The organism is Gluconacetobacter johannae, from assembly GCF_014174305.1.
GTDB classification, from domain to species: domain Bacteria; phylum Pseudomonadota; class Alphaproteobacteria; order Acetobacterales; family Acetobacteraceae; genus Gluconacetobacter; species Gluconacetobacter johannae.
The window spans coordinates 137,890-155,748 of record NZ_JABEQH010000001.1 but is presented as its reverse complement, the minus strand read 5'-3'; the positions used below and the strand labels follow the sequence as shown (position 1 = coordinate 155,748).

At 67.6% G+C, this 17,859-nt stretch carries 17 protein-coding genes; 13 read left to right on the top strand and 4 right to left on the bottom strand.

Going from position 1 to position 17,859, the window contains the following annotated elements:
- Positions 1-142: 142 nt before the first annotated feature.
- Together HLH21_RS00680 and HLH21_RS00675 are read left to right on the top strand one after the other, a co-directional pair.
- A complete protein-coding gene (locus HLH21_RS00680; protein WP_182940299.1) occupies positions 143-1,264 on the top strand; it encodes an OmpA family protein in 1,122 nt (373 codons plus the stop codon).
- Positions 1,265-1,427: 163 nt separating this feature from the next.
- A complete protein-coding gene (locus HLH21_RS00675) occupies positions 1,428-1,991 on the top strand; it encodes a GtrA family protein (RefSeq protein WP_246378980.1) in 564 nt (187 codons plus the stop codon).
- On the opposite strand, the gene HLH21_RS00670 is transcribed toward HLH21_RS00675, so the two are convergent.
- The gene (locus tag HLH21_RS00670) at positions 1,907-2,611 is read right to left on the bottom strand and encodes a TenA family protein (RefSeq protein WP_182940297.1); all 705 of its coding nucleotides are present in this window, start codon (positions 2,609-2,611) and stop codon (positions 1,907-1,909) included. The genes HLH21_RS00675 and HLH21_RS00670 overlap by 85 nt on opposite strands.
- Before the next feature lie 159 nt (positions 2,612-2,770).
- Here HLH21_RS00670 and alaS point away from each other — a divergent pair, with 159 nt between their 5' ends.
- The 4 genes from alaS to HLH21_RS00650 all read left to right on the top strand — a co-directional run bounded on the left by alaS (position 2,771) and on the right by HLH21_RS00650 (position 8,219).
- Positions 2,771-5,422, top strand: coding sequence for an alanine--tRNA ligase (gene alaS / locus HLH21_RS00665; protein ID WP_182940296.1), 2,652 nt, complete (start codon positions 2,771-2,773; stop codon positions 5,420-5,422).
- 223 nt (positions 5,423-5,645) lie between these two features.
- Positions 5,646-6,341, top strand: coding sequence for a carbonic anhydrase (locus tag HLH21_RS00660; RefSeq protein WP_182940295.1), 696 nt, complete (start codon positions 5,646-5,648; stop codon positions 6,339-6,341).
- Between the two features lie 51 nt (positions 6,342-6,392).
- The gene (locus HLH21_RS00655) at positions 6,393-7,229 is read left to right on the top strand and encodes an endonuclease/exonuclease/phosphatase family protein (RefSeq protein ID WP_182940465.1); all 837 of its coding nucleotides are present in this window, start codon (positions 6,393-6,395) and stop codon (positions 7,227-7,229) included.
- 27 nt (positions 7,230-7,256) lie between these two features.
- Positions 7,257-8,219, top strand: coding sequence for an aldo/keto reductase (locus tag HLH21_RS00650; RefSeq protein WP_182940294.1), 963 nt, complete (start codon positions 7,257-7,259; stop codon positions 8,217-8,219).
- A 30-nt stretch (positions 8,220-8,249) separates the two neighbouring features.
- Here HLH21_RS00650 and HLH21_RS00645 read toward each other — a convergent pair whose 3' ends face one another.
- Positions 8,250-8,387 (bottom strand): hypothetical protein, encoded by a 138-nt coding sequence (locus HLH21_RS00645; RefSeq protein ID WP_182940293.1) that lies wholly within the window; start codon positions 8,385-8,387, stop codon positions 8,250-8,252.
- A gap of 225 nt (positions 8,388-8,612) precedes the next feature.
- Between HLH21_RS00645 and HLH21_RS00640 the strand changes: the two genes are divergently transcribed.
- Positions 8,613-9,212, top strand: coding sequence for a cupin domain-containing protein (locus tag HLH21_RS00640; protein WP_182940292.1), 600 nt, complete (start codon positions 8,613-8,615; stop codon positions 9,210-9,212).
- 8 nt (positions 9,213-9,220) lie between these two features.
- Entirely contained in the window at positions 9,221-9,940 is a 720-nt protein-coding gene (locus HLH21_RS00635; protein ID WP_182940291.1) for an NADPH-dependent F420 reductase, read from the top strand.
- A 20-nt stretch (positions 9,941-9,960) separates the two neighbouring features.
- Here HLH21_RS00635 and HLH21_RS00630 read toward each other — a convergent pair whose 3' ends face one another.
- The gene (locus HLH21_RS00630) at positions 9,961-10,515 is read right to left on the bottom strand and encodes an HdeD family acid-resistance protein (protein ID WP_182940290.1); all 555 of its coding nucleotides are present in this window, start codon (positions 10,513-10,515) and stop codon (positions 9,961-9,963) included.
- A gap of 341 nt (positions 10,516-10,856) precedes the next feature.
- Here HLH21_RS00630 and rpsD point away from each other — a divergent pair, with 341 nt between their 5' ends.
- The 3 genes from rpsD to HLH21_RS00615 all read left to right on the top strand — a co-directional run bounded on the left by rpsD (position 10,857) and on the right by HLH21_RS00615 (position 14,204).
- Positions 10,857-11,474: a 30S ribosomal protein S4 gene (rpsD, locus tag HLH21_RS00625; protein ID WP_182940289.1), complete on the top strand. Its 618-nt coding sequence runs from the start codon at positions 10,857-10,859 to the stop codon at positions 11,472-11,474.
- Between the two features lie 262 nt (positions 11,475-11,736).
- Positions 11,737-13,308: a peptide chain release factor 3 gene (locus HLH21_RS00620; RefSeq protein ID WP_182940288.1), complete on the top strand. Its 1,572-nt coding sequence runs from the start codon at positions 11,737-11,739 to the stop codon at positions 13,306-13,308.
- A gap of 149 nt (positions 13,309-13,457) precedes the next feature.
- A complete protein-coding gene (locus HLH21_RS00615; protein WP_182940287.1) occupies positions 13,458-14,204 on the top strand; it encodes a sulfotransferase family 2 domain-containing protein in 747 nt (248 codons plus the stop codon).
- Here HLH21_RS00615 and HLH21_RS00610 read toward each other — a convergent pair.
- Positions 14,173-15,570 (bottom strand): MATE family efflux transporter, encoded by a 1,398-nt coding sequence (locus HLH21_RS00610; RefSeq protein ID WP_182940286.1) that lies wholly within the window; start codon positions 15,568-15,570, stop codon positions 14,173-14,175. The genes HLH21_RS00615 and HLH21_RS00610 overlap by 32 nt on opposite strands.
- A gap of 146 nt (positions 15,571-15,716) precedes the next feature.
- Between HLH21_RS00610 and cysS the strand changes: the two genes are divergently transcribed.
- Together cysS and HLH21_RS00600 are read left to right on the top strand one after the other, a co-directional pair.
- On the top strand, positions 15,717-17,078 hold the full coding sequence (gene cysS / locus HLH21_RS00605) for a cysteine--tRNA ligase (RefSeq protein WP_182940464.1): 1,362 nt from the start codon (positions 15,717-15,719) through the stop codon (positions 17,076-17,078).
- The gene (locus HLH21_RS00600; RefSeq protein WP_182940285.1) at positions 17,075-17,857 is read left to right on the top strand and encodes an RNA methyltransferase; all 783 of its coding nucleotides are present in this window, start codon (positions 17,075-17,077) and stop codon (positions 17,855-17,857) included. The genes cysS and HLH21_RS00600 overlap by 4 nt, the downstream gene beginning before the upstream one ends.
- Positions 17,858-17,859: the final 2 nt, after the last annotated feature.

Genomic DNA, 17,859 nt, shown 5'->3' with positions numbered 1-17,859 from the left:
ATCGCACTGGTAATGGCGGTCCTGTCAACGGATGGGTTCCTCATCCGGAACCGAAAGATCTATAGGGGGTTAAGCATCACGCTGAGGCTGACCGTCTATGGTTTGACGGCCACTCGAACGGATGATCAAGAGGACGAAAATAATGCGTCTCCGCACGGCATTACTTGCCACCACGCTGATGGCGGCTGCACCTGTCGCCGCAAACGCTACCATCATTACTGGTCCGTATGTGGATCTGGGTGCCGGTTACAACCTGGTACAGACCCAGCACGGCCGTTACGCCAACGATCCAGTGGCCCGCCAGTCCAGCTCGTCGACGCTGCGCCACCATGATGGCTTCACCGGCTTCGGGTCCTTCGGCTGGGGCTTCGGCAACGGCCTGCGCGCCGAGGTCGAGGGCGTCTACAACTATTCGGAGATCAATCATCGCAGCGGCGTGCCGAACACGACCAGCGGCAGCGACCAGTCCTATGGTGGCCTCGTCAACGCCCTGTATGACATCGACCTGAAGCAGTTCGGCGTCGACATCCCCGTGACGCCGTTCGTCGGTGTTGGCGTCGGCTATCTGTGGCAGCACTACAACCCGACCACGACCACCTACATCAACAACGGCGGCACCACGCGCCTGGGTGGCACCACCGGCAGCTTCGCGTATCAGGGCATCGTCGGTGCGGCCTTCGACGTCCCGAACGTGCCCGGCCTGCAGATCACGGCCCAGTACCGCATGATCGGCCAGGCGTTCACCGATGGCTCCTTCAGCCATACGTCGTATGGCCCGACCGGCCGCCGCACCGGCAACGTGAACTTCGACGACCGCTTCAACCACCAGTTCATCCTGGGTCTGCGTTACGCGTTCAACACGGCCCCGCCGCCGCCGCCGCCGGCCCCGGTCGTCGTGCCGCCCGCGCCGACACCGGCCCGCACCTATCTGGTGTTCTTCGACTGGGATCGTTCGGACCTGACGGCCCGCGCGCGTGAGATCGTGGCCGAAGCCGCCCAGGCATCGACCCACGTCCAGACGACCCGCATCGAGGTCAACGGCTACACCGACAACTCCGCCGCCCATCCGGGCCCGCGTGGTGAGAAGTACAACCTGGGTCTGTCCATCCGTCGCGCCAACAGCGTGAAGGCCGAACTGATCCGTGACGGCGTGCCGGCCAACGCGATCGACATCCACGGCTATGGCGAGCAGCATCCGCTGGTCCCGACGGGTCCGAACACCCGTGAGCCGCAGAACCGTCGCGTCGAGATCATCCTGCACTGATCTCTGCCGCGCCCGTTCGGGAATGGTCGAAAAAGGGGGGTGCCTTCGGGCATCCCCCTTTTTTTGGTCGCATTCACATGACATCAGAACACGGCTCTGGAAAACAAGCAGGCCGCGCGCGCATTGAATGCGGCAAAGCCCTTTGAAAGCAGGTTCCCTCGTCTTGTCCGACCCCCTCTCCGGCCCCGCAGCACGAGAATCGCACCACCACGGGGCCGTGGCGCCAGACGTGCAGGCGCGTGTCGCCCAGTTCCTGAAATTCGGGATTGTGGGTGGGTTCGGCCTGATGTGGGACACCATCACGCTCTACGCCACCCGCCCGATCGTGGGGCTGGCGGCGGCGACGATGGTGGCCTATTTCGTCGCCGCGACGATGAACTGGCTGATGAACCGCCACTGGACGTTTCGCCACCTGCGACACGCGGACAGGGCGCTGGTTCAGTGGATCCGGTTCCTGATGGCGAATTCCTGCGGGTTCGCCCTGAACCGGGGTACGGTCTTCACCCTGTTCCTGACGGTGCCGCTGTGCCGGGCGATACCCGCCCTGGCGCTGGCGGCAGGGTCACTTGCGGGGATGTTCTCCAATTTCAACCTCAGCCGGCGCCTGGTGTTCCGCCATCATGACGCCGCCGCCGCGCCGCATCACAGCGGGCCGGACTGCCCGGCCAACCAGAACGCCGCCTCCAGCCTGACGGACGTACGGAATTCGGACAGCAGCATCGGATAGCGGGCGTCGGCCCCGTAGCGCGCGCCCAGCATGTCGAGGGTGCGTATCCCGGCCTCGACGAATCCGGTGAATTTCTCGCCGCTATAGAGCGCAATCCACGGCCAGTAAGGGTTGCCCTCGCGCCGGGTCGCGGGGTCGGCATGCAATCGCGCGCCGATCTCGCCATATCCGATCAGGCACGGGGCCAGTGTCACGATCAGGTCCAGCAGGTCGCCAGTCTGCGCCCGGTCCAGGATGAAGCGCGTATAGGCCAGAAGCTCCAGTGATTCCGGCTGGCTTTGCATATCGGCCTCGGTCAGGCCCCAGGACGCGCAATACGAGATATGCAGCGCCAGTTCGGTATCCAGCAGCCCGGTCACGATGGCCGAGGCGCCGCGCATGTCCTCCAGGGTGGCGCCCTTGTAGATGGCAAGGGCATAGGCGCGCGCATACTGGATCAGGTAGAGATAATCCTGCACCAGAAAGCGCCGGAATTCCGTCTCCGGCAGGCTGCCGTCGGCCAGGCCGCGCACGAAGGGGTGATGGATGAAACGGTCCCAGTCTTCGGCGCTGTCATTCCGCAGCCGCCCCGCCAGCCCTTGTGTCAGCACGGGCCAATGCCGTTCCGCCGTCCATGTCATGATGATATTCCCCCATATTCGTGAACGGCGCGCGCCCGGCCGGACGCGCGATTCGACCGTCGCGTGTGGCTCTACTCTTCCTGCGGCGCGCGCCCTGCGCTAGGTGATGAGGACCGAGGTCTCCGATTTCCTCCATTACAGGATCGTCTGTCTCCCGCCATGTCCACAACCAACGATATCCGCGCGGCTTTTCTCGACTATTTCGCGGCGAACGGTCATCAGATCGTTCCCTCGTCCTCTCTTGTGCCGCGCAACGACCCGACCCTGCTGTTCACCAATGCGGGAATGGTCCAGTTCAAGAACGTGTTTACCGGCCAGGAAACCCGGCCCTATTCGCGTGCCACGACCGCCCAGAAGGTCGTGCGGGCCGGCGGAAAACATAACGACCTGGACAATGTCGGCTACACCGCCCGCCATCACACGTTCTTCGAGATGATGGGCAATTTCTCGTTCGGCGATTATTTCAAGGCGCAGGCGATCGAATATGCCTGGACACTGATTACCCGCAACTTCGGCCTGCCGCGCGACAGGCTGCTGGTCACCGTCTATGCCGATGACGAGGAAGCGGCCGCCTTGTGGCGCAAGATCGCCGGCCTGCCCGACGATCGGATCATCCGCATCGCGACGTCCGACAATTTCTGGCGCATGGGCGACACCGGCCCCTGCGGCCCGTGTTCCGAGATCTTCTACGACCATGGACCCGACGTCCCCGGCGGCCCTCCCGGCTCGCCCGACGAGGACGGCGACCGGTTCGTCGAGATCTGGAACCTGGTGTTCATGCAGTTCTTCGAGGACCCGCCGGGCGTGCGTTCGCCCCTGCCCCGCCCGTCGATCGACACCGGCATGGGGCTGGAGCGCTTCGCGGCGATCATGCAGGGCAAGCGCGACAATTATGACACCGATACCTTCCGCGCGCTGATCCTGGCCTCGGCCGAGGCGACGGGGCAGGATCCGGACGGGCCGTTCCGGTCCAGCCATCGCGTGGTCGCCGACCATCTGCGCTCCACCTCGTTCCTGATCGCCGACGGCGTGCTGCCCGCCAAGGACGGGCGCGGCTACGTCCTGCGCCGCATCATGCGCCGGGCCATGCGTCACCTGCACATGATGGGCACGCGCGAGACGGTGTTCCACAAGCTGGTGCCCACGCTGGTCCGCCAGATGGGCGCCGCCTACCCCGAACTGGTGCAGGCCGAGGCCCTGATCCGCGAGACGATGCGCGGCGAGGAGGAACGGTTCAAGGCGATGCTCGATCGCGGGCTGGCGCTGCTGGCCGACGAAACCGCGCATCTGGGCGACGGCCAGCCCCTGCCGGGCGACGTGGCGTTCAAACTGTACGACACGTTCGGCTTCCCGCTGGACCTGACGCAGGACGCCCTGCGCGGCAGCAGCCATGCGGTCGATGTCGCGGGCTTCGACCAGGCGATGCAGGTGCAGCGCGCGCGCGCGCGCGCCGCCTGGTCGGGCTCGGGCGATACTGCGACCGAAACCGCGTGGTTCGAGGCCCGCGACCGCTTCGGCGCCAGCGAATTCCTGGGCTACACCACCGAACAGGCCGATGCCGAAATCCAGGCCATCGTCAGCGGCGGCCTGTCGGTGACCGAGGCCGTGGCCGGCGCCGAGGTCGCGCTGCTGCTGAACCAGACGCCGTTCTATGGCGAAAGCGGCGGGCAGGTGGGCGATACCGGCCTGATTACCGCGCCGGGCCTGCGCGTCGCCGTGACCGACACGCAGAAGCGCCTGGGCGACCTGATGGTCCATTACGGTACGGTGATCGAGGGCACGGTCCGGGTCGGGCAGGCCGTCACCGCGACCGTGGACCATGACCGCCGCAGCGCCATCCGCGCCCACCATTCGGCCACCCACCTGCTGCACGAGGCGCTGCGCCGCCGCCTGGGCACGCATGTCGCCCAGAAGGGCAGCCTGAACGCGCCCGATCGCCTGCGCTTCGACATCAGCCAGCCCCGGCCGATCACGCCCGAGGAAATCGCGGACATCGAGGCCGAGGTCAACGCCCGCATCCGCGAGAACAGCCCCGTCGTCACCCGCCCGATGTCGCAGGACGAAGCCGTCGCCATGGGCGCCATGGCCCTGTTCGGCGAGAAATACGGCGACGAGGTCCGCGTGGTGTTCATGGGCGCCCCCGACGACGACCGTCCGGCCTGGTCCATCGAACTGTGCGGCGGCACCCATGTCGGCCGCACCGGCGATATCGGCCTGTTCCGCATCACGTCGGAAGGCGGCGTGTCGGCCGGTATCCGCCGGATCGAGGCCGTGACCGGCAAGGCGGCCGAACAGGCGGCCGTGGCGACCGAACAGCGCCTGGAACAGATGGCCGCGATGCTGCGCGTCTCGGCGGCCGAGGCGCCGGAGCGCCTGGCGGTGATCCTGGAAGAACGCAAGGCGATGGAACGCCTTGTATCCGACCTGCAGCGCAAGCTGGCCAGCGGGGGGGACAGCGCCAGCGCGACCGAGACGATCGGCGGCGTGGGCCTCATCGCCCGCAATGTCGGCGACCTGCCGGCCCGGGAACTGAAGCCGCTGGCCGACGCCCTGCGCAAGCAGGTCGGCTCCGGCGTCGTGGCGCTGGTCTCCACCGCCGACGGCAAGGGCAGCCTGGTGGTGGCGGTGACGGGCGACCTGACCGAACGCCTGGACGCGGTCGAACTGGTCCGCCTGGCCAGCGCCGCCATGGGCGGCAAGGGCGGCGGCGGACGTCGCGACATGGCGCAGGCCGGCGGCCCCGACATCGCCCAGGCCGAAGCGGGCCTGGAGGCCGTTCGCGCGGCCCTGCGGGCGCTGCCCACGGCCTGACCCACATGCCCCGCCCCCTTCTTTTCGGGGGGCGGGTCATGACGGCCGTCTTTCAAATCGCGTCGCGTCACTGACATAGTATGTCCTGGGACGGATCTGGTGGAACTCCGTATTTTCGCCATCCGTTAACGTGCTAGTCTTACAAGGCACGGATCATGCCACCGCCCCACCTGTCCTGGAGGCTGGAGGGGCATGGTTCTCACCTCGGAATACAGGGACACCCATGGCCGACACCAAAGCCAAGACGACACTGATCGAGCTTCTGCAGGGCGTGGAAAAATTCAATTCCGAGGTCTTTCCGCAGAATCGCGAGCTGTTCGCCGAACTGGCCGGCCAGCAATCCCCCAACACGCTGTTCATCGCCTGCGCCGACAGCCGCGTGAATCCCAGCATGATTACCCAGACGCAGCCGGGTGACCTGTTCGTGCTGCGCAATATCGGCAACATCGTTCCCGCCTACGGCGAAATGCTGGGCGGCGTGTCGTCGGCCATCGAATATGCGGTGCTGGCGCTGGGCGTGTCGCACATCATCGTCTGCGGCCATTCCGACTGCGGTGCGATGAAGGCGCTGCTGGACGATCCGGCCAAGCTGACCAGGATGCCCACCGTGGCATCGTGGCTGCGTAATGCCGAAGCCGCGCGCGCGGTTGCCGGCGCGCTGCGGGCGACCGACGCCGGCCCCGAATCCGTGCGGAGCCTGGCCGAGCAGAACGTCCTGCTCCAGATCGCGCACCTGCGTACGCATCCGGCCGTGGCGGCGGCGCTGGCACGCAACGAACTGATCCTGCAGGGCTGGTTCTACGACATCGCCAGCGGCGAAGTCGCCGTCCTGGACGAAACCACCCGCCACACCATCCATGTCGACGAAGCCATCGCCCGGCTGCGCGGCACGCCCGACGACCCCGCGCCGGCGGCGTAATCCGGGCCGATCGTGCGCCGGCTCGTCCGCGCCCTGCTTCTCTGCGCGGGGATGCCGGCGTTCTGGGCCGTTCCGGCGGCCCAATGCCGGACGATCAAGATCTCGACCTGGAACCTGGACTGGCTGACCGACCGTCCGGCGGGCGACCCCGCCCTGCCGCCCGACGTGCGCCCCCGCGACCCGGACGACCTGCGCCGGCTTGCGGCCTATGCGACACGCCTGGACGCCGACCTGGTCGGGTTCGAGGAAGTGGATTCCGCCCCGCTGGCAGCAAAGCTGTTCCCCCCTGGGCGCTACCGGATCGTGATGGCCGGCGACCATGTGGTGCAGCACAGCGGCATGGCCGTCGCATCCGGCCTGACGATCGAACGTCATCCCGATCTTGCGACGCTGGACGTCTATCCCCCCGATGCGCCACACCATTTGCGCGCCGGCGTGGACGTCACGATCGGGGACGGCACGGCCAGCCTCCGCATTCTGGTCGTCCATCTGAAGGCCGGGTGCCGCGACGCCCCGCCGGGCGACCGGCGACCGGCCTGCCGGGCCCTGGACCGGCAGATGGCCGTCCTGCGCGACTGGATCACGGAACGGCAGGACGAGGGGGTGCCGTTCGCGGTCATGGGCGATTTCAATCGCGAACTGACCCCGGCCGATCCCTTCATGCGCGCCTTGCAGGACGACGGCCCGCTGACCCTGGTGACGGCGGGACGGGCCACCCCCTGCTGGGGTGGCGCCTATTTCATCGACCATCTGCTGCTGGGCAACACGGCACGAAACTGGCTGCAACCCGGTAGCCTGCGGGTCCTGACCTATGACCAGCGGGACCCGGCCCAGGCATGGCGTCTATCCGACCATTGCCCGGTGTCGGTCCGCCTGGCGATGCCGTAAGGTCGTGACCTGAAAGGACATTACGGGATGGAACAGCGTCACCTTGGCCGCTCCGGCCTGATCGTCTCGGCCGTCGGGCTGGGCTGCAACAATCTGGGCGGCCGCATCGACCTCGAAGACTCCCGCGCGGTGGTGCATCAGGCGCTGGACAGCGGCATCACGCTGTTCGACGTGGCCGATGTGTATGGCCGGCGCGAAGCCCATTACGGCGCGTCGGAGGAGGCGCTGGGCGCCATCCTGGGGCCGCGCCGCAACGATATCGTGCTGGCGACGAAATTCGGCATGCCGATGGATGCCGAAGGCCGCAGGCAGGGCGCCTCCCGCCGCTACATCCGCGACGCCGTCGAGGCCAGCCTGCGACGTTTGCGTACCGACCGCATCGACCTCTACCAGGTCCACACCCCCGACCCGGCAACCCCGATCGAGGAGACGCTGCGCGCGCTGGACGATCTAATCCGCGACGGCAAGGTGCTGTATGCCGGATGCTCCAACTTCCCGGCCTGGCAGGTCGCCGATGCACAGCATGTGGCGCGGGCGGCCGGGCTGGCCGGTTTCATTTCCTGTCAGGACGAACTGTCGCTGCTGGCACGCGGCGCCGAACGCGCCCTGATCCCGGCGATGCGGCATTTCGGGCTGGGCCTGCTGCCCTATTTCCCGCTGGCCAGCGGCGTGCTGACCGGCAAATACCGCCGCGACACCCCCCTTCCCGAAGGCAGCCGCCTCGGCGCATGGACCTATCTGCGCGACCGCTACCTGACCGACGCGAACTGGACGCTGCTGGAGGGGCTGGCCGCCGTCGCCGACACGCACGGCCGGACCCTGACCGAACTGGCGTTCGGATGGCTGCTGGCGCACGATCTGGTGGGGTCGGTCATCGCCGGCGCCACCCGGCCCGCGCAGGTGCTGGCCAATGTGGCCGCCGCCGCGCGTCCCCTGTCGACCGCCGAACGGGACGCGATCGCGGCCGTGCTGCCGTCCAACGCCGCCTGAACCGGTCCGGCCCGCCGGTTCCTGGCGTCATCAGGTCGGCCAGACACCCGAAAAATGGGCGGCGTGCCAGCCGACGCCCAGCATGACGATCACGAACAAAATCGCCCCCATCAGTTGGAATATGTCCCTCACCGGGGCCTGCTGCGGCGGATTCACGATTTCGGGCATGCGCTATCCCCCCTGAAAACCCTCGATTTCCATAATTCTGCATAGCCGTCGCGCGGTCGATACGAAAAGGCCGGAATATATATTTTCCCGCCAGGGTGACAGGATCGTGTCCAGGCTGCCCCCCTGACGCGCGTGAAACGATCTTAAACTGGTTTTCACTGGCCGGCATCCGAACCGCACGGACATACTGCCCGCCCTGCCCCTCGCCGTTGCAGGAGAACGGACATGACCGTATCCCGACGCGCCTTCCAGAGCCTGCTGGCCGGCCTGGGCCTGTCCCTGACAGGTCGCCAGGCCCAGGCCGCCGGTCGAACCGGCGGGCACGACATCGACTCGTTCATGCTGCCGCGCAACGACTGGGTTCCGAACAACGACCATCTGCCGGTGCTGTACTACCGCAATGCGGTCGCCCTGCGCCCCGACGACCCGGCGGCGGGGTTCGAGGACCTGTTCACCGCAAACGGATGGCCGCCCCGATGGCGCTGGGGCGTCTATCGTTTCCACCATTATCATTCCACGGCGCACGAAGTGCTGGGCGTCGCCTCGGGTTCGGCCCGCCTGATGCTGGGCGGGCCGGGGGGCCGCATCGTCGATGTCAGCGCGGGCGATGTCGTCGTCCTGCCCGCCGGCACGGGGCATCGCAATCTGGGTTCCGACGATACGTTCCTGGTGGTCGGGGCCTATCCGCCCGGCCAGGATTTCGACCTGCAACGCGGCCCCCTGCCGCCCGATGCCCTGGCCCGGATGAACCATGTTCCCTTCCCCGCCAGCGACCCGGTCACCGGGGCCGCGGGCTCCCTTCCCGCCTTGTGGCACCAGACCTGACGCATGAGATGACCGAGCATAATCCAGCCCTTCGACGCCGTACCGTTCTGGGCGCGTTGTCCGCCCTGTTCATCCCCACCGCGTCGCATGCCGACGCCCCCCTGCGGATCGGCACGATCGGCGCCGGACATGTCGGCGGCACGCTGGGCGGCCTGTGGATCCGGGCAGGACATCCGGTCATGTTCTCGGCCCGCGACATCGCAGAGGCCCGGTCGGTCGCCGCCGGACTGGGGCCGCTGGCCCAGGCCGGCACCCCGGACCAGGCGGCCCGGTTCGGGGACGTGGTGCTGCTGGCGGTTCCCTATGGCGCGCTGCCGGCGATCGGCGCGGCGCTGCATGGCGTGCTTGCAGGGAAAATCGTCATCGACGCCTGCAACCCCTACCCCTGGCGCGACGGGGACGTGGCGCGCCAGGCGCGCGAACAGGGCGCGGGCGTCACCACCCAATCGTTCTTTCCCGGCGCGCATGTCGTGCGGGCCTTCAACTCCGAGGACATGAGCACGATCGACGCCGAGGCGCACCGCACGCCGCCGTTGCTGGGCATTCCCTTCGCCGGCGACGATCCGGCCGCGACCCGCAGTGTCGCGGGCCTGATCCGCGACGCGGGGTTCGATCCCGTCGCGGCCGGTCCGCTGTCGGCGGCGCGCCTGTTCCAACCCGGCACGCCGGGATTCGAGGCCGACCTGACGGCCCCCGAACTGCGCCGCCGGCTGGGGCTGCCGTCATGACGGCAGCCTGACGACCACTGTCAGATCGCGGGCGGCCCCGACAGGACGTTCGACTGCCGCAGGGCCAGGCCGAACTGGATCCAGCCGATGCCCGCCGCGATCAGTTCCACCGCGATGAATGTGCCGATCAGCCACAGCCCCGACCACGGCAAGGTCAGGTACAGGCACACCCCGACCAGCAGGCTGATAAGGCCGCCGCCCAGGACGATCCACCATCCGTTCAGTTCGCTGTGGCGCGCCGCGATAATCATCCGCATGGTCCCGGACACGATCAGGCAGACCGATATGAACACCGTCAGCACGATGGACCCGCTGACCGGCTCCTTCATCAGCAGGACGCCGCCGGCGACGTAGAGCAGCCCGCCCAGAAGCGACAGGGCGAATCCCCCCCAGTCGCGCACGGCGAAAGCGTGGAACAGCTGCGCTGCGCCGGCGATGACCAGCAGGATGCCGATGATGACCGTGCTGGCCAGCGTGACGGAAATCGCATCGACCCACGCGACGATGCCCAGCGCGATGGAAACCAGCCCCAGCAGGACGAACAGTCCCCAACGCTGCGTGAACGGAGTAGCCATGGGTTCTCCTTGTTTTCCTTGATGAACGGATGGAACTATAAGAGACGATCGCCGCCGGCGACATCGGCATTCGCAACGTATCGGCCATGCCTGCCGGCCGGACTCAGCGGCGGCCGCGGGCGCCCATGATTGACAGGCCCGGCTGCTTGCGCCTATACGCCCCCGCATTGCCGGGAACGTGGACGATCCGGCCGGCGCCAACGGGTGTTGCTCCCCGGCGCCGGTAATACGGGTCGCGCCCGCCTTGTTCATGCGGAACAGGGCCTACCGGTGCAATATGTGACGATGACGCGGCCCCCGGGCCGTCGATATGTCATGTCGAATATGGAAGACAGCGCGCGATGAGCAAGCGCCTCGAGAGCAAGTACAAAATCAATCGCCGCCTTGGCGTGAACCTGTGGGGCCGTGCGAAGTCCCCGGTCAACAAGCGCGAATACGGCCCCGGCCAGCATGGCCAGCGCCGCAAGCAGAAGCCGTCCGACTTCTCGGTGCAGCTGATGGCCAAGCAGAAGCTGAAGGGCTACTACGGCAACATCAGCGAGAAGCAGTTCCGCAAGTATTACGACGAGGCCGTCCGCCGCAAGGGCGACACCTCCGAGAACCTGATCGACCTGCTGGAGCGCCGGCTGGACGCGGTGGTCTATCGCCTGAAGTTCGCGATGACGCCGTTCGCCGCCCGCCAGTTCGTCAGCCATGGCCACATCACGGTCAACGGCCGCAAGGTGAACATCCCGTCCTACATCGTCCGCGATGACGACGTGATCGAGGTCCGCGAGAAGTCCAAGCAGCTCGCCATCATCCTCGACGCCTCGCAGAGCGGCGAGCGCGACGTGCCGGAATATATGGAAGTCGACCACCGCCAGATGAAGGGCCGCTTCCTGCGCGCGCCGAAGCTGTCGGACGTTCCCTATCCGGTTCAGATGGAACCGAACCTGGTCATCGAGTTCTACTCGCGCTGATCCCGGTCCGGAAACGGACAATCGTGGCGCCGGGCGCGGGGGAGATCCTCCGCGCCCGGCGTCCGTGTTTTAGAGGCTGTTTTAAAATTCGTTCTGTGGAGCGAGAGTGCCGCGCAGCGGCACGTCCGGCGTGATTTTTCGAGCATCACAGCGGAATGGCCTTGATGGCCATGAGCAGCGAAGCGCAGAAAAAACGCGTCGGATCGCCCACAGGGCGAATTTTAAAACAGCCTCTAAGGACCCCGCCGTCACCGCCGCATAAATGGACCTGCCCGTGAACGCCGAGCCCGCCACCGCCCTCGCCGCCACCATCTCCCGGGAGATCGCCCGGCGGCGGACGTTCGCCATCATCTCGCATCCCGACGCGGGCAAGACGACGCTGACCGAACGCATCCTGCGCGCGGGCGGCGCCATCCAGCTTGCGGGCAATGTCCGCGCCAAGGGCGAACGCCGCCGCACCCGGTCGGACTGGATGGGCATCGAACGCGATCGCGGCATTTCGGTCGTGACCTCGGTGATGACGTTCGAATACGGCGGCTGCATCTTCAACCTGCTGGACACGCCGGGCCACGAGGATTTCTCGGAAGATACCTACCGCACCCTGACGGCGGTCGATTCGGCGGTCATGGTCATCGACGCCGCCAAGGGGATCGAGGACCGGACGCGCAAGCTGTTCGAGATCTGCCGCCTGCGTGACATTCCCATCGTCACCTTCATCAACAAGATGGACCGCGAGGCGCAGGACCCCTTTACCCTGCTGGACGAGATTTCCTCGGCGCTGGCTCTGGACACCGCGCCGGCGACATGGCCGGTCGGCCGGGCGGCCAATTTCGTCGGCACCTACGACCTGCGCTCGCGCAGTCTGCATGTTCCCGCGCCGCTGGAACAATCCGACCCGCGCATGGTCCAACTGGGCGAGGATCTGGAACTGGTCGAGGCCGCCCTGCCGGAATTCGACCGTGACAGCTTCAATGCCGGGCACCTGACCCCCGTCTTCTTCGGCAGCGCGATGAAGGAAATCGGCGTGACCGACCTGCTGGACGCGCTGGTGGCCTTCGGGCCGCCGCCCCGCGACCAGGCGACCGAAAGCCGCGTCGTGCGCGCCGACGAAACCGGCCTGACGGCGCTGGTCTTCAAGATCCAGGCCAACATGGACCCCAACCATCGCGACCGCATGGCCTTCGCGCGCATCTGCTCGGGCCGGCTGGAGCGTGGGATGCGGCTGAAGCATGTGCGTATCGGCAAGCAGTTCGCCCTGCATACCCCGCAGTTCTTCTTCGCCCGCGACCGGCAGTTGGCCGAGGAAGCCTTTGCCGGCGACGTGGTCGGCATTCCCAACCATGGCACGCTGCGTATCGGCGACACCCTGACCGAGGGCGAGGACCTGCGCTTTACCGGGGTGCCGTATTTCGCGCCGGAAATCCTGCGCCGCGTCCGCCTGGATGACGCGATGAAGGCCAAGAAGCTGCGGCAGGCCCTGACCGAACTGGCCGAGGAAGGCGTGGTGCAGCTGTTTCGCCCGCAGGACGGCGCGCCGCCGATCGTGGGCGTGGTCGGCACCCTGCAGTTGGACGTGCTTCAGGCGCGGCTGGGCGGCGAATATGGCGTTGCGATCGGTTTCGAATCGACCCCCTACTCCCTGGCCCGCTGGGTCACCGGCGACCGGACGAAGCTGGAACTTTTCGCCGCCGCCAACCGCTCGGCCATGGCCGACGACATCGACGGCGATCCGGTCCTGCTGGCCAGCTCGGCGTTCATGATGCGCCGGACGACCGAGATGAACCCCGACCTGGCCTTCCACGACATCAAGCAGATCGGCGTCGAGACGCGATAAGGCCTCGGATCGTCCGGGGTCGGGTAACGAACTGTAAGCATCTGGTAATATAGAATTTCGGTGGTCTCCGGGTGGCTGTTCCACCCCGCACGCCGGTCGTAAGGGTGTCCCGGTACCGGCGCGCTGGCGCCCTGCGGGGGACCCCGAACATGGATGTTGTCCAGTCACATTACATATCGCGCGATCGTTCAACCCACGGGTTGGCCGAACGGCTGGTGCGACCGCTGGGCCTGCGCCTGGCCGGCGACCTGCACGAACGCGCCGTCGATCTGGGCGTCCGCCTGCCGGCGGGCGCCAAACGCAGGGGGCGGCTGGATACGATCCGCCGGCGGGGCGTCCTGTTCATCCATGTGCCGAAGAACGCCGGCACCTCGGTCTCGGTCGCGTTGTACGGGCGCGAATTGCGGCACGAGAGCATGCGGTCCTACCTGCACGCGGCGCCGGATCTGGCCCGCGTCCTGCCCAGTTTCGCGATCCTGCGCGACCCGGTGGACCGTTTCGTCTCGGCCTTCACCTTCGCCCGATACGGCGGCGGAGCGCACCGGCTGGTCGCCGCCCCGTTCCGGGCGCTGTATATGGGCTTCAAATCGCTGGACGATGCGCTGACCCATGTCGAACGGGCACGAAGCCCTTACCAGATGGACCATTTCTTTCGTCCGCAATCCTGGTACGTCACCGACCGGAACGGCCGCGTCGCGGTCGATCACCTGATATCGCTGCACGATCTCGGGCAGGTGGCCCGCATCATACCGGGCCTGGAGGACGTTCACTTCCCTTTCCTGAACGCAGGCCCCCGGCAGCGGCAGAACCCGACCCAGGAGCAGGAGCGACGTATCCGCGCCCTGTACCGGTGCGATTACGACCTCATGGCCCAGATGCCGGCGCGTCGGGCGTAACGGCCCCCCCGACGCCCGTCCAGCGATCGCCCAGCGACCATAGCGCCCGTCCCCCCAGCATCAGCGACACCGCGACCAGGGCGACGGCGATGCCGCTCCATAATCCGGTGACGCCCATCGCCCCATGGAACGCCAGCCACCACCCCAGGGGAAAACCCACCCCCCAGTAGCCGGCGATCGCCAGCACCATCGGCACCACGGCGTCCCCCCGCCCGCGCAGCACGCCGCCCAGCACCGCCTGCGTTCCGTCGGCCACCTGCAGGATCGCCGCCACCAGCAGGCCGGTCATCGCGATTTCGATGCTCTCGTGGTTGGCGGCGGCGGCCGGGTCCAGGTAGAAACCCACGATCCGGGCACGAAACAGGTAGATCAGGCAGCCCACCGTGCCCATCACCAGCATGCCGGTCCCGACCGCCACCCGCGCCGCATGCCGCGCCGGCGCCGACTGGCCCGCGCCGGTCCAGAAGGCGACGCGGACATTGGCCGCCTGCCCCAGCGCCATGGTCGCCATGTAGGTCATGGACGTCACGCTCAGTATGACCTGATGGGCCGCCAGGGCATGGGTGCCGAACAGGGCGGCCTGCAGGCTCGTGATCTCGAACAGCATCATTTCGGCCCCCGCCGCCGCCATCATCGGCAGGCCGAGACGCAGCAGAAGCCGCATCGTCCCCGGCCGGAGGCGCCATGGCCACAGCATGCCGCGCAGATGCGGCCGCCCATGCACGATGCCCAGCAGCACCAGCGCCGCCCCCCACATCGTCAGGACCGTCGCCAGCGCCGAACCTGTCAGCCCCAGGCGCGGCAGCCCCCACAGGCCATGGATCAGCGCGGCGTTCAGCAGGCCGTTCGCCAGGGCGACGACCGGCATGACCCGCAGCAGGATGCCCTGCGCGTCGATCGCCGGCAGCACGACATTGACGACACCGGTCCCCAGCAGCGCCGGGGGCACCCCCCACATCAGGATGTGCACGAACGCCGTGACCGGCCCGACGACCGAGCCCGGTTCGTGCATCAGGCGCAGCAACGGCCCGGCCTGGACCAGGATGAACAGGCAAGGCACACACAGCAGAAGCGCCAGCACCAGCAGCATCGTATGGATGGGCGCGATATCCTCCATGTCGCCCCGCCCGACCGCCTGGGCGATCAGCACGCCGCCCGCGCCCAGCATCGCCTGGAGCACGGCGAGGACGGTGAAGAACAAGGTGGTGGACAGGCCGCCGACCGCCAGCGCGTCGGCGCCCAGGCCCCCCAGCAGAACGCTGTCGGTCACCCCCATGACCATCTGGGCGATCTGCGCCAGGGCGACCGGCCCGGCGATACGCAGCAGCAGGCGGATTTCGGACGGGGGGGAGAGCGGAACAAGCATGCGGGCATCCAAAGCAGATCGGGCACCGGATGACCAGACGAGGGGTCCGCGCATGGGCCGGAAAGGCCCCCATTCCGCGCGTCGCGCCGCCCCGCGCGAACAAGGGTGTTGCGTCCGCCCCGCCGGTGTCGCATCTAGGCGCCATCATGTCCGATACGATGCCGCACCTGAGCCTGCATGACAGCAGAAGCCGCAAGATCGTTCCGTTCGTCCCCCTCGATCCGGGGAATGTGCGGGTGTATTTCTGCGGGCCGACGGTCTACGACCTGGCGCATATCGGCAATTTGCGGGCCATGGTGACGGCCGACGTCCTGGTGCGGGTGCTGCGCCACCTGTATCCGCGCGTGACCTACGTGCGTAACATCACCGACGTCGATGACAAGATCAACGCCCGCGCCCGCGAGAACGGCGAGCCGATCGACGCCCTGACCGCGCGCACCATCCGCGATTTTCACGAAGACCTGGCCGCCGTCGGGATATTGCCCCCCGATGTCGAGCCTCGCGCCACGCACCATATCGGCGAAATGCTGGACATGATCGCGCGCCTGATCGCCGGCGGCCACGCCTACGAGGCCCAGGGCCATGTGCTGTTCGCGGTCGCAAGCTTCGCCGCCTACGGCGCGCTGTCGGGCCGCAGCCCGGACGACCTGCTGGCCGGCGCCCGCGTCGAAGTCGCCCCCTACAAGCGCGATGCCGGTGATTTCGTGCTGTGGAAGCCCTCGGAACCCGGCCTGCCCGGCTGGGAAAGCCCGTGGGGACGCGGCCGCCCCGGCTGGCATATCGAATGCTCGGCGATGTCGCACCGCTATCTGGGCGAGAGTTTCGACATCCACGGCGGCGGGTCCGACCTGCTGTTCCCGCATCACGAGAACGAACTGGCGCAGAGCCGATGCTGCTTTCCAAACGGACGCTTCGCCAACCACTGGGTGCATAACGCCATGCTGCTGGTGGACGGGGAAAAGATGTCCAAGTCGCTGGGCAATTTCCTGACCGTCCGCGACGTGCTGCGCGACACGCCGGCCGAGGCGCTGCGCCTGCTGCTGCTGCACGCCCAGTACCGCTCGGTCCTGAATTTCACACGGGCCGGGCTGACGGAGGCGAAACAGACGCTGGACCGGTTCTATCGCGCGCTGGGCGACGCCCCGGCCGATGCCGAAGGCGCGGTGCCGGAACCCGTCCTGGCGGCCCTGTGCGACGATTTGAACACCCCCCGCGCGCTGGCCGAAATGCATGCGCTGGCCGACCGCGCGCTGGCCGGTGACGCCGAGGCCGCCACCGGACTGCGCGCGGCGGGCCGGATGATCGGCCTGCTGCAGCAGACACCGGACGCATGGTTCCGCGCCGGCGCGGACGTCGATGCCGCCGCCATCGACGCGCTGATCGCCGACCGGCTGGCGGCCCGCAAGGCCCGCGACTTCGCCCGCGCGGACGCCATCCGCGCCGAACTGGCGGACCGGGGCATCATACTGGAAGACGGCCCGACGGGCACAAGCTGGAGGCGCGCATGACCGGCCGTGACGGCGGCGCCGACATCGCGCCCATCGGCAACAGCCCGGTCGTCATCCTGGTCCGCCCGCAGATGGCCGAGAATATCGGCACCACGGCGCGCGCGATGGCCAATGGCGGCCTGTTCCACCTGCGCCTGGTGGCTCCGCGCGACGGATGGCCGCAGGAGCGGGCCTGGCGTTCGGCATCGGGCGCCGACCGCATCCTCGAGGCCGCCACGGTGCACGACAGCGTGGATGACGCCATCGCCGACCTGCACCATGTCCTTGCCACCTGCCCGCGTCCCCGCCACATCGTCAAGACCGTGCTGACCGCACGGGGCGGCGCCGCCGAACTGCGGCAGGCCAGCCTGCGTGGATTGCGGACCGGCCTGCTGTTCGGCCCCGAGCGGGCCGGCCTGGACAATGAGGACATGGCGCGGGCGGACGCGTTGATCCGCTATCCGCTCAATCCCGCCTTCATGTCGCTGAACCTGGCGCAGGCGGTCATGATTATGGCCTATGAATGGTGGATGGCCGCCGACGCCACCCCGCCCCGCACGCTGATGACCAACGAAACCCATGTGGCCACCAAGGGCGAGCTGGACAATTTCATGCGCCATCTGATCGACGATCTGGATGAGTGCGGTTTCCTGCGTAATGAACAGAAACGCGCCGGCATGGTCCGCAACCTGCGCCACTTCTTCACCCGTGGCGAGGTGACCGAGCAGGAACTGCGTACCCTGCACGGCGTAGTCACCGAACTGGCGCGCGGACGCAGATCCCGCCAGTCGAAGGGATAAAG

Bases quoted from the DNA above. Each gene is read 5' to 3' on its own strand.
- HLH21_RS00610 (WP_182940286.1), bottom strand. From the start codon at position 15,570: ATGCTTGTTCCGCTCTCCCCCCCGTCCGAAATCCGCCTGCTGCTGCGT.
- HLH21_RS00620 (WP_182940288.1), top strand. From the start codon at position 11,737: ATGGACCTGCCCGTGAACGCCGAGCCCGCCACCGCCCTCGCCGCCACC.
- cysS (WP_182940464.1), top strand. From the start codon at position 15,717: ATGTCCGATACGATGCCGCACCTGAGCCTGCATGACAGCAGAAGCCGC.
- rpsD (WP_182940289.1), top strand. From the start codon at position 10,857: ATGAGCAAGCGCCTCGAGAGCAAGTACAAAATCAATCGCCGCCTTGGC.
- HLH21_RS00640 (WP_182940292.1), top strand. From the start codon at position 8,613: ATGACCGTATCCCGACGCGCCTTCCAGAGCCTGCTGGCCGGCCTGGGC.
- HLH21_RS00635 (WP_182940291.1), top strand. From the start codon at position 9,221: ATGACCGAGCATAATCCAGCCCTTCGACGCCGTACCGTTCTGGGCGCG.
- HLH21_RS00600 (WP_182940285.1), top strand. From the start codon at position 17,075: ATGACCGGCCGTGACGGCGGCGCCGACATCGCGCCCATCGGCAACAGC.
- HLH21_RS00630 (WP_182940290.1), bottom strand. From the start codon at position 10,515: ATGGCTACTCCGTTCACGCAGCGTTGGGGACTGTTCGTCCTGCTGGGG.
- HLH21_RS00680 (WP_182940299.1), top strand. From the start codon at position 143: ATGCGTCTCCGCACGGCATTACTTGCCACCACGCTGATGGCGGCTGCA.
- HLH21_RS00645 (WP_182940293.1), bottom strand. From the start codon at position 8,387: ATGCCCGAAATCGTGAATCCGCCGCAGCAGGCCCCGGTGAGGGACATA.
- HLH21_RS00615 (WP_182940287.1), top strand. From the start codon at position 13,458: ATGGATGTTGTCCAGTCACATTACATATCGCGCGATCGTTCAACCCAC.
- HLH21_RS00650 (WP_182940294.1), top strand. From the start codon at position 7,257: ATGGAACAGCGTCACCTTGGCCGCTCCGGCCTGATCGTCTCGGCCGTC.
- HLH21_RS00660 (WP_182940295.1), top strand. From the start codon at position 5,646: ATGGCCGACACCAAAGCCAAGACGACACTGATCGAGCTTCTGCAGGGC.
- alaS (WP_182940296.1), top strand. From the start codon at position 2,771: ATGTCCACAACCAACGATATCCGCGCGGCTTTTCTCGACTATTTCGCG.
- HLH21_RS00670 (WP_182940297.1), bottom strand. From the start codon at position 2,611: ATGACATGGACGGCGGAACGGCATTGGCCCGTGCTGACACAAGGGCTG.
- HLH21_RS00655 (WP_182940465.1), top strand. From the start codon at position 6,393: ATGCCGGCGTTCTGGGCCGTTCCGGCGGCCCAATGCCGGACGATCAAG.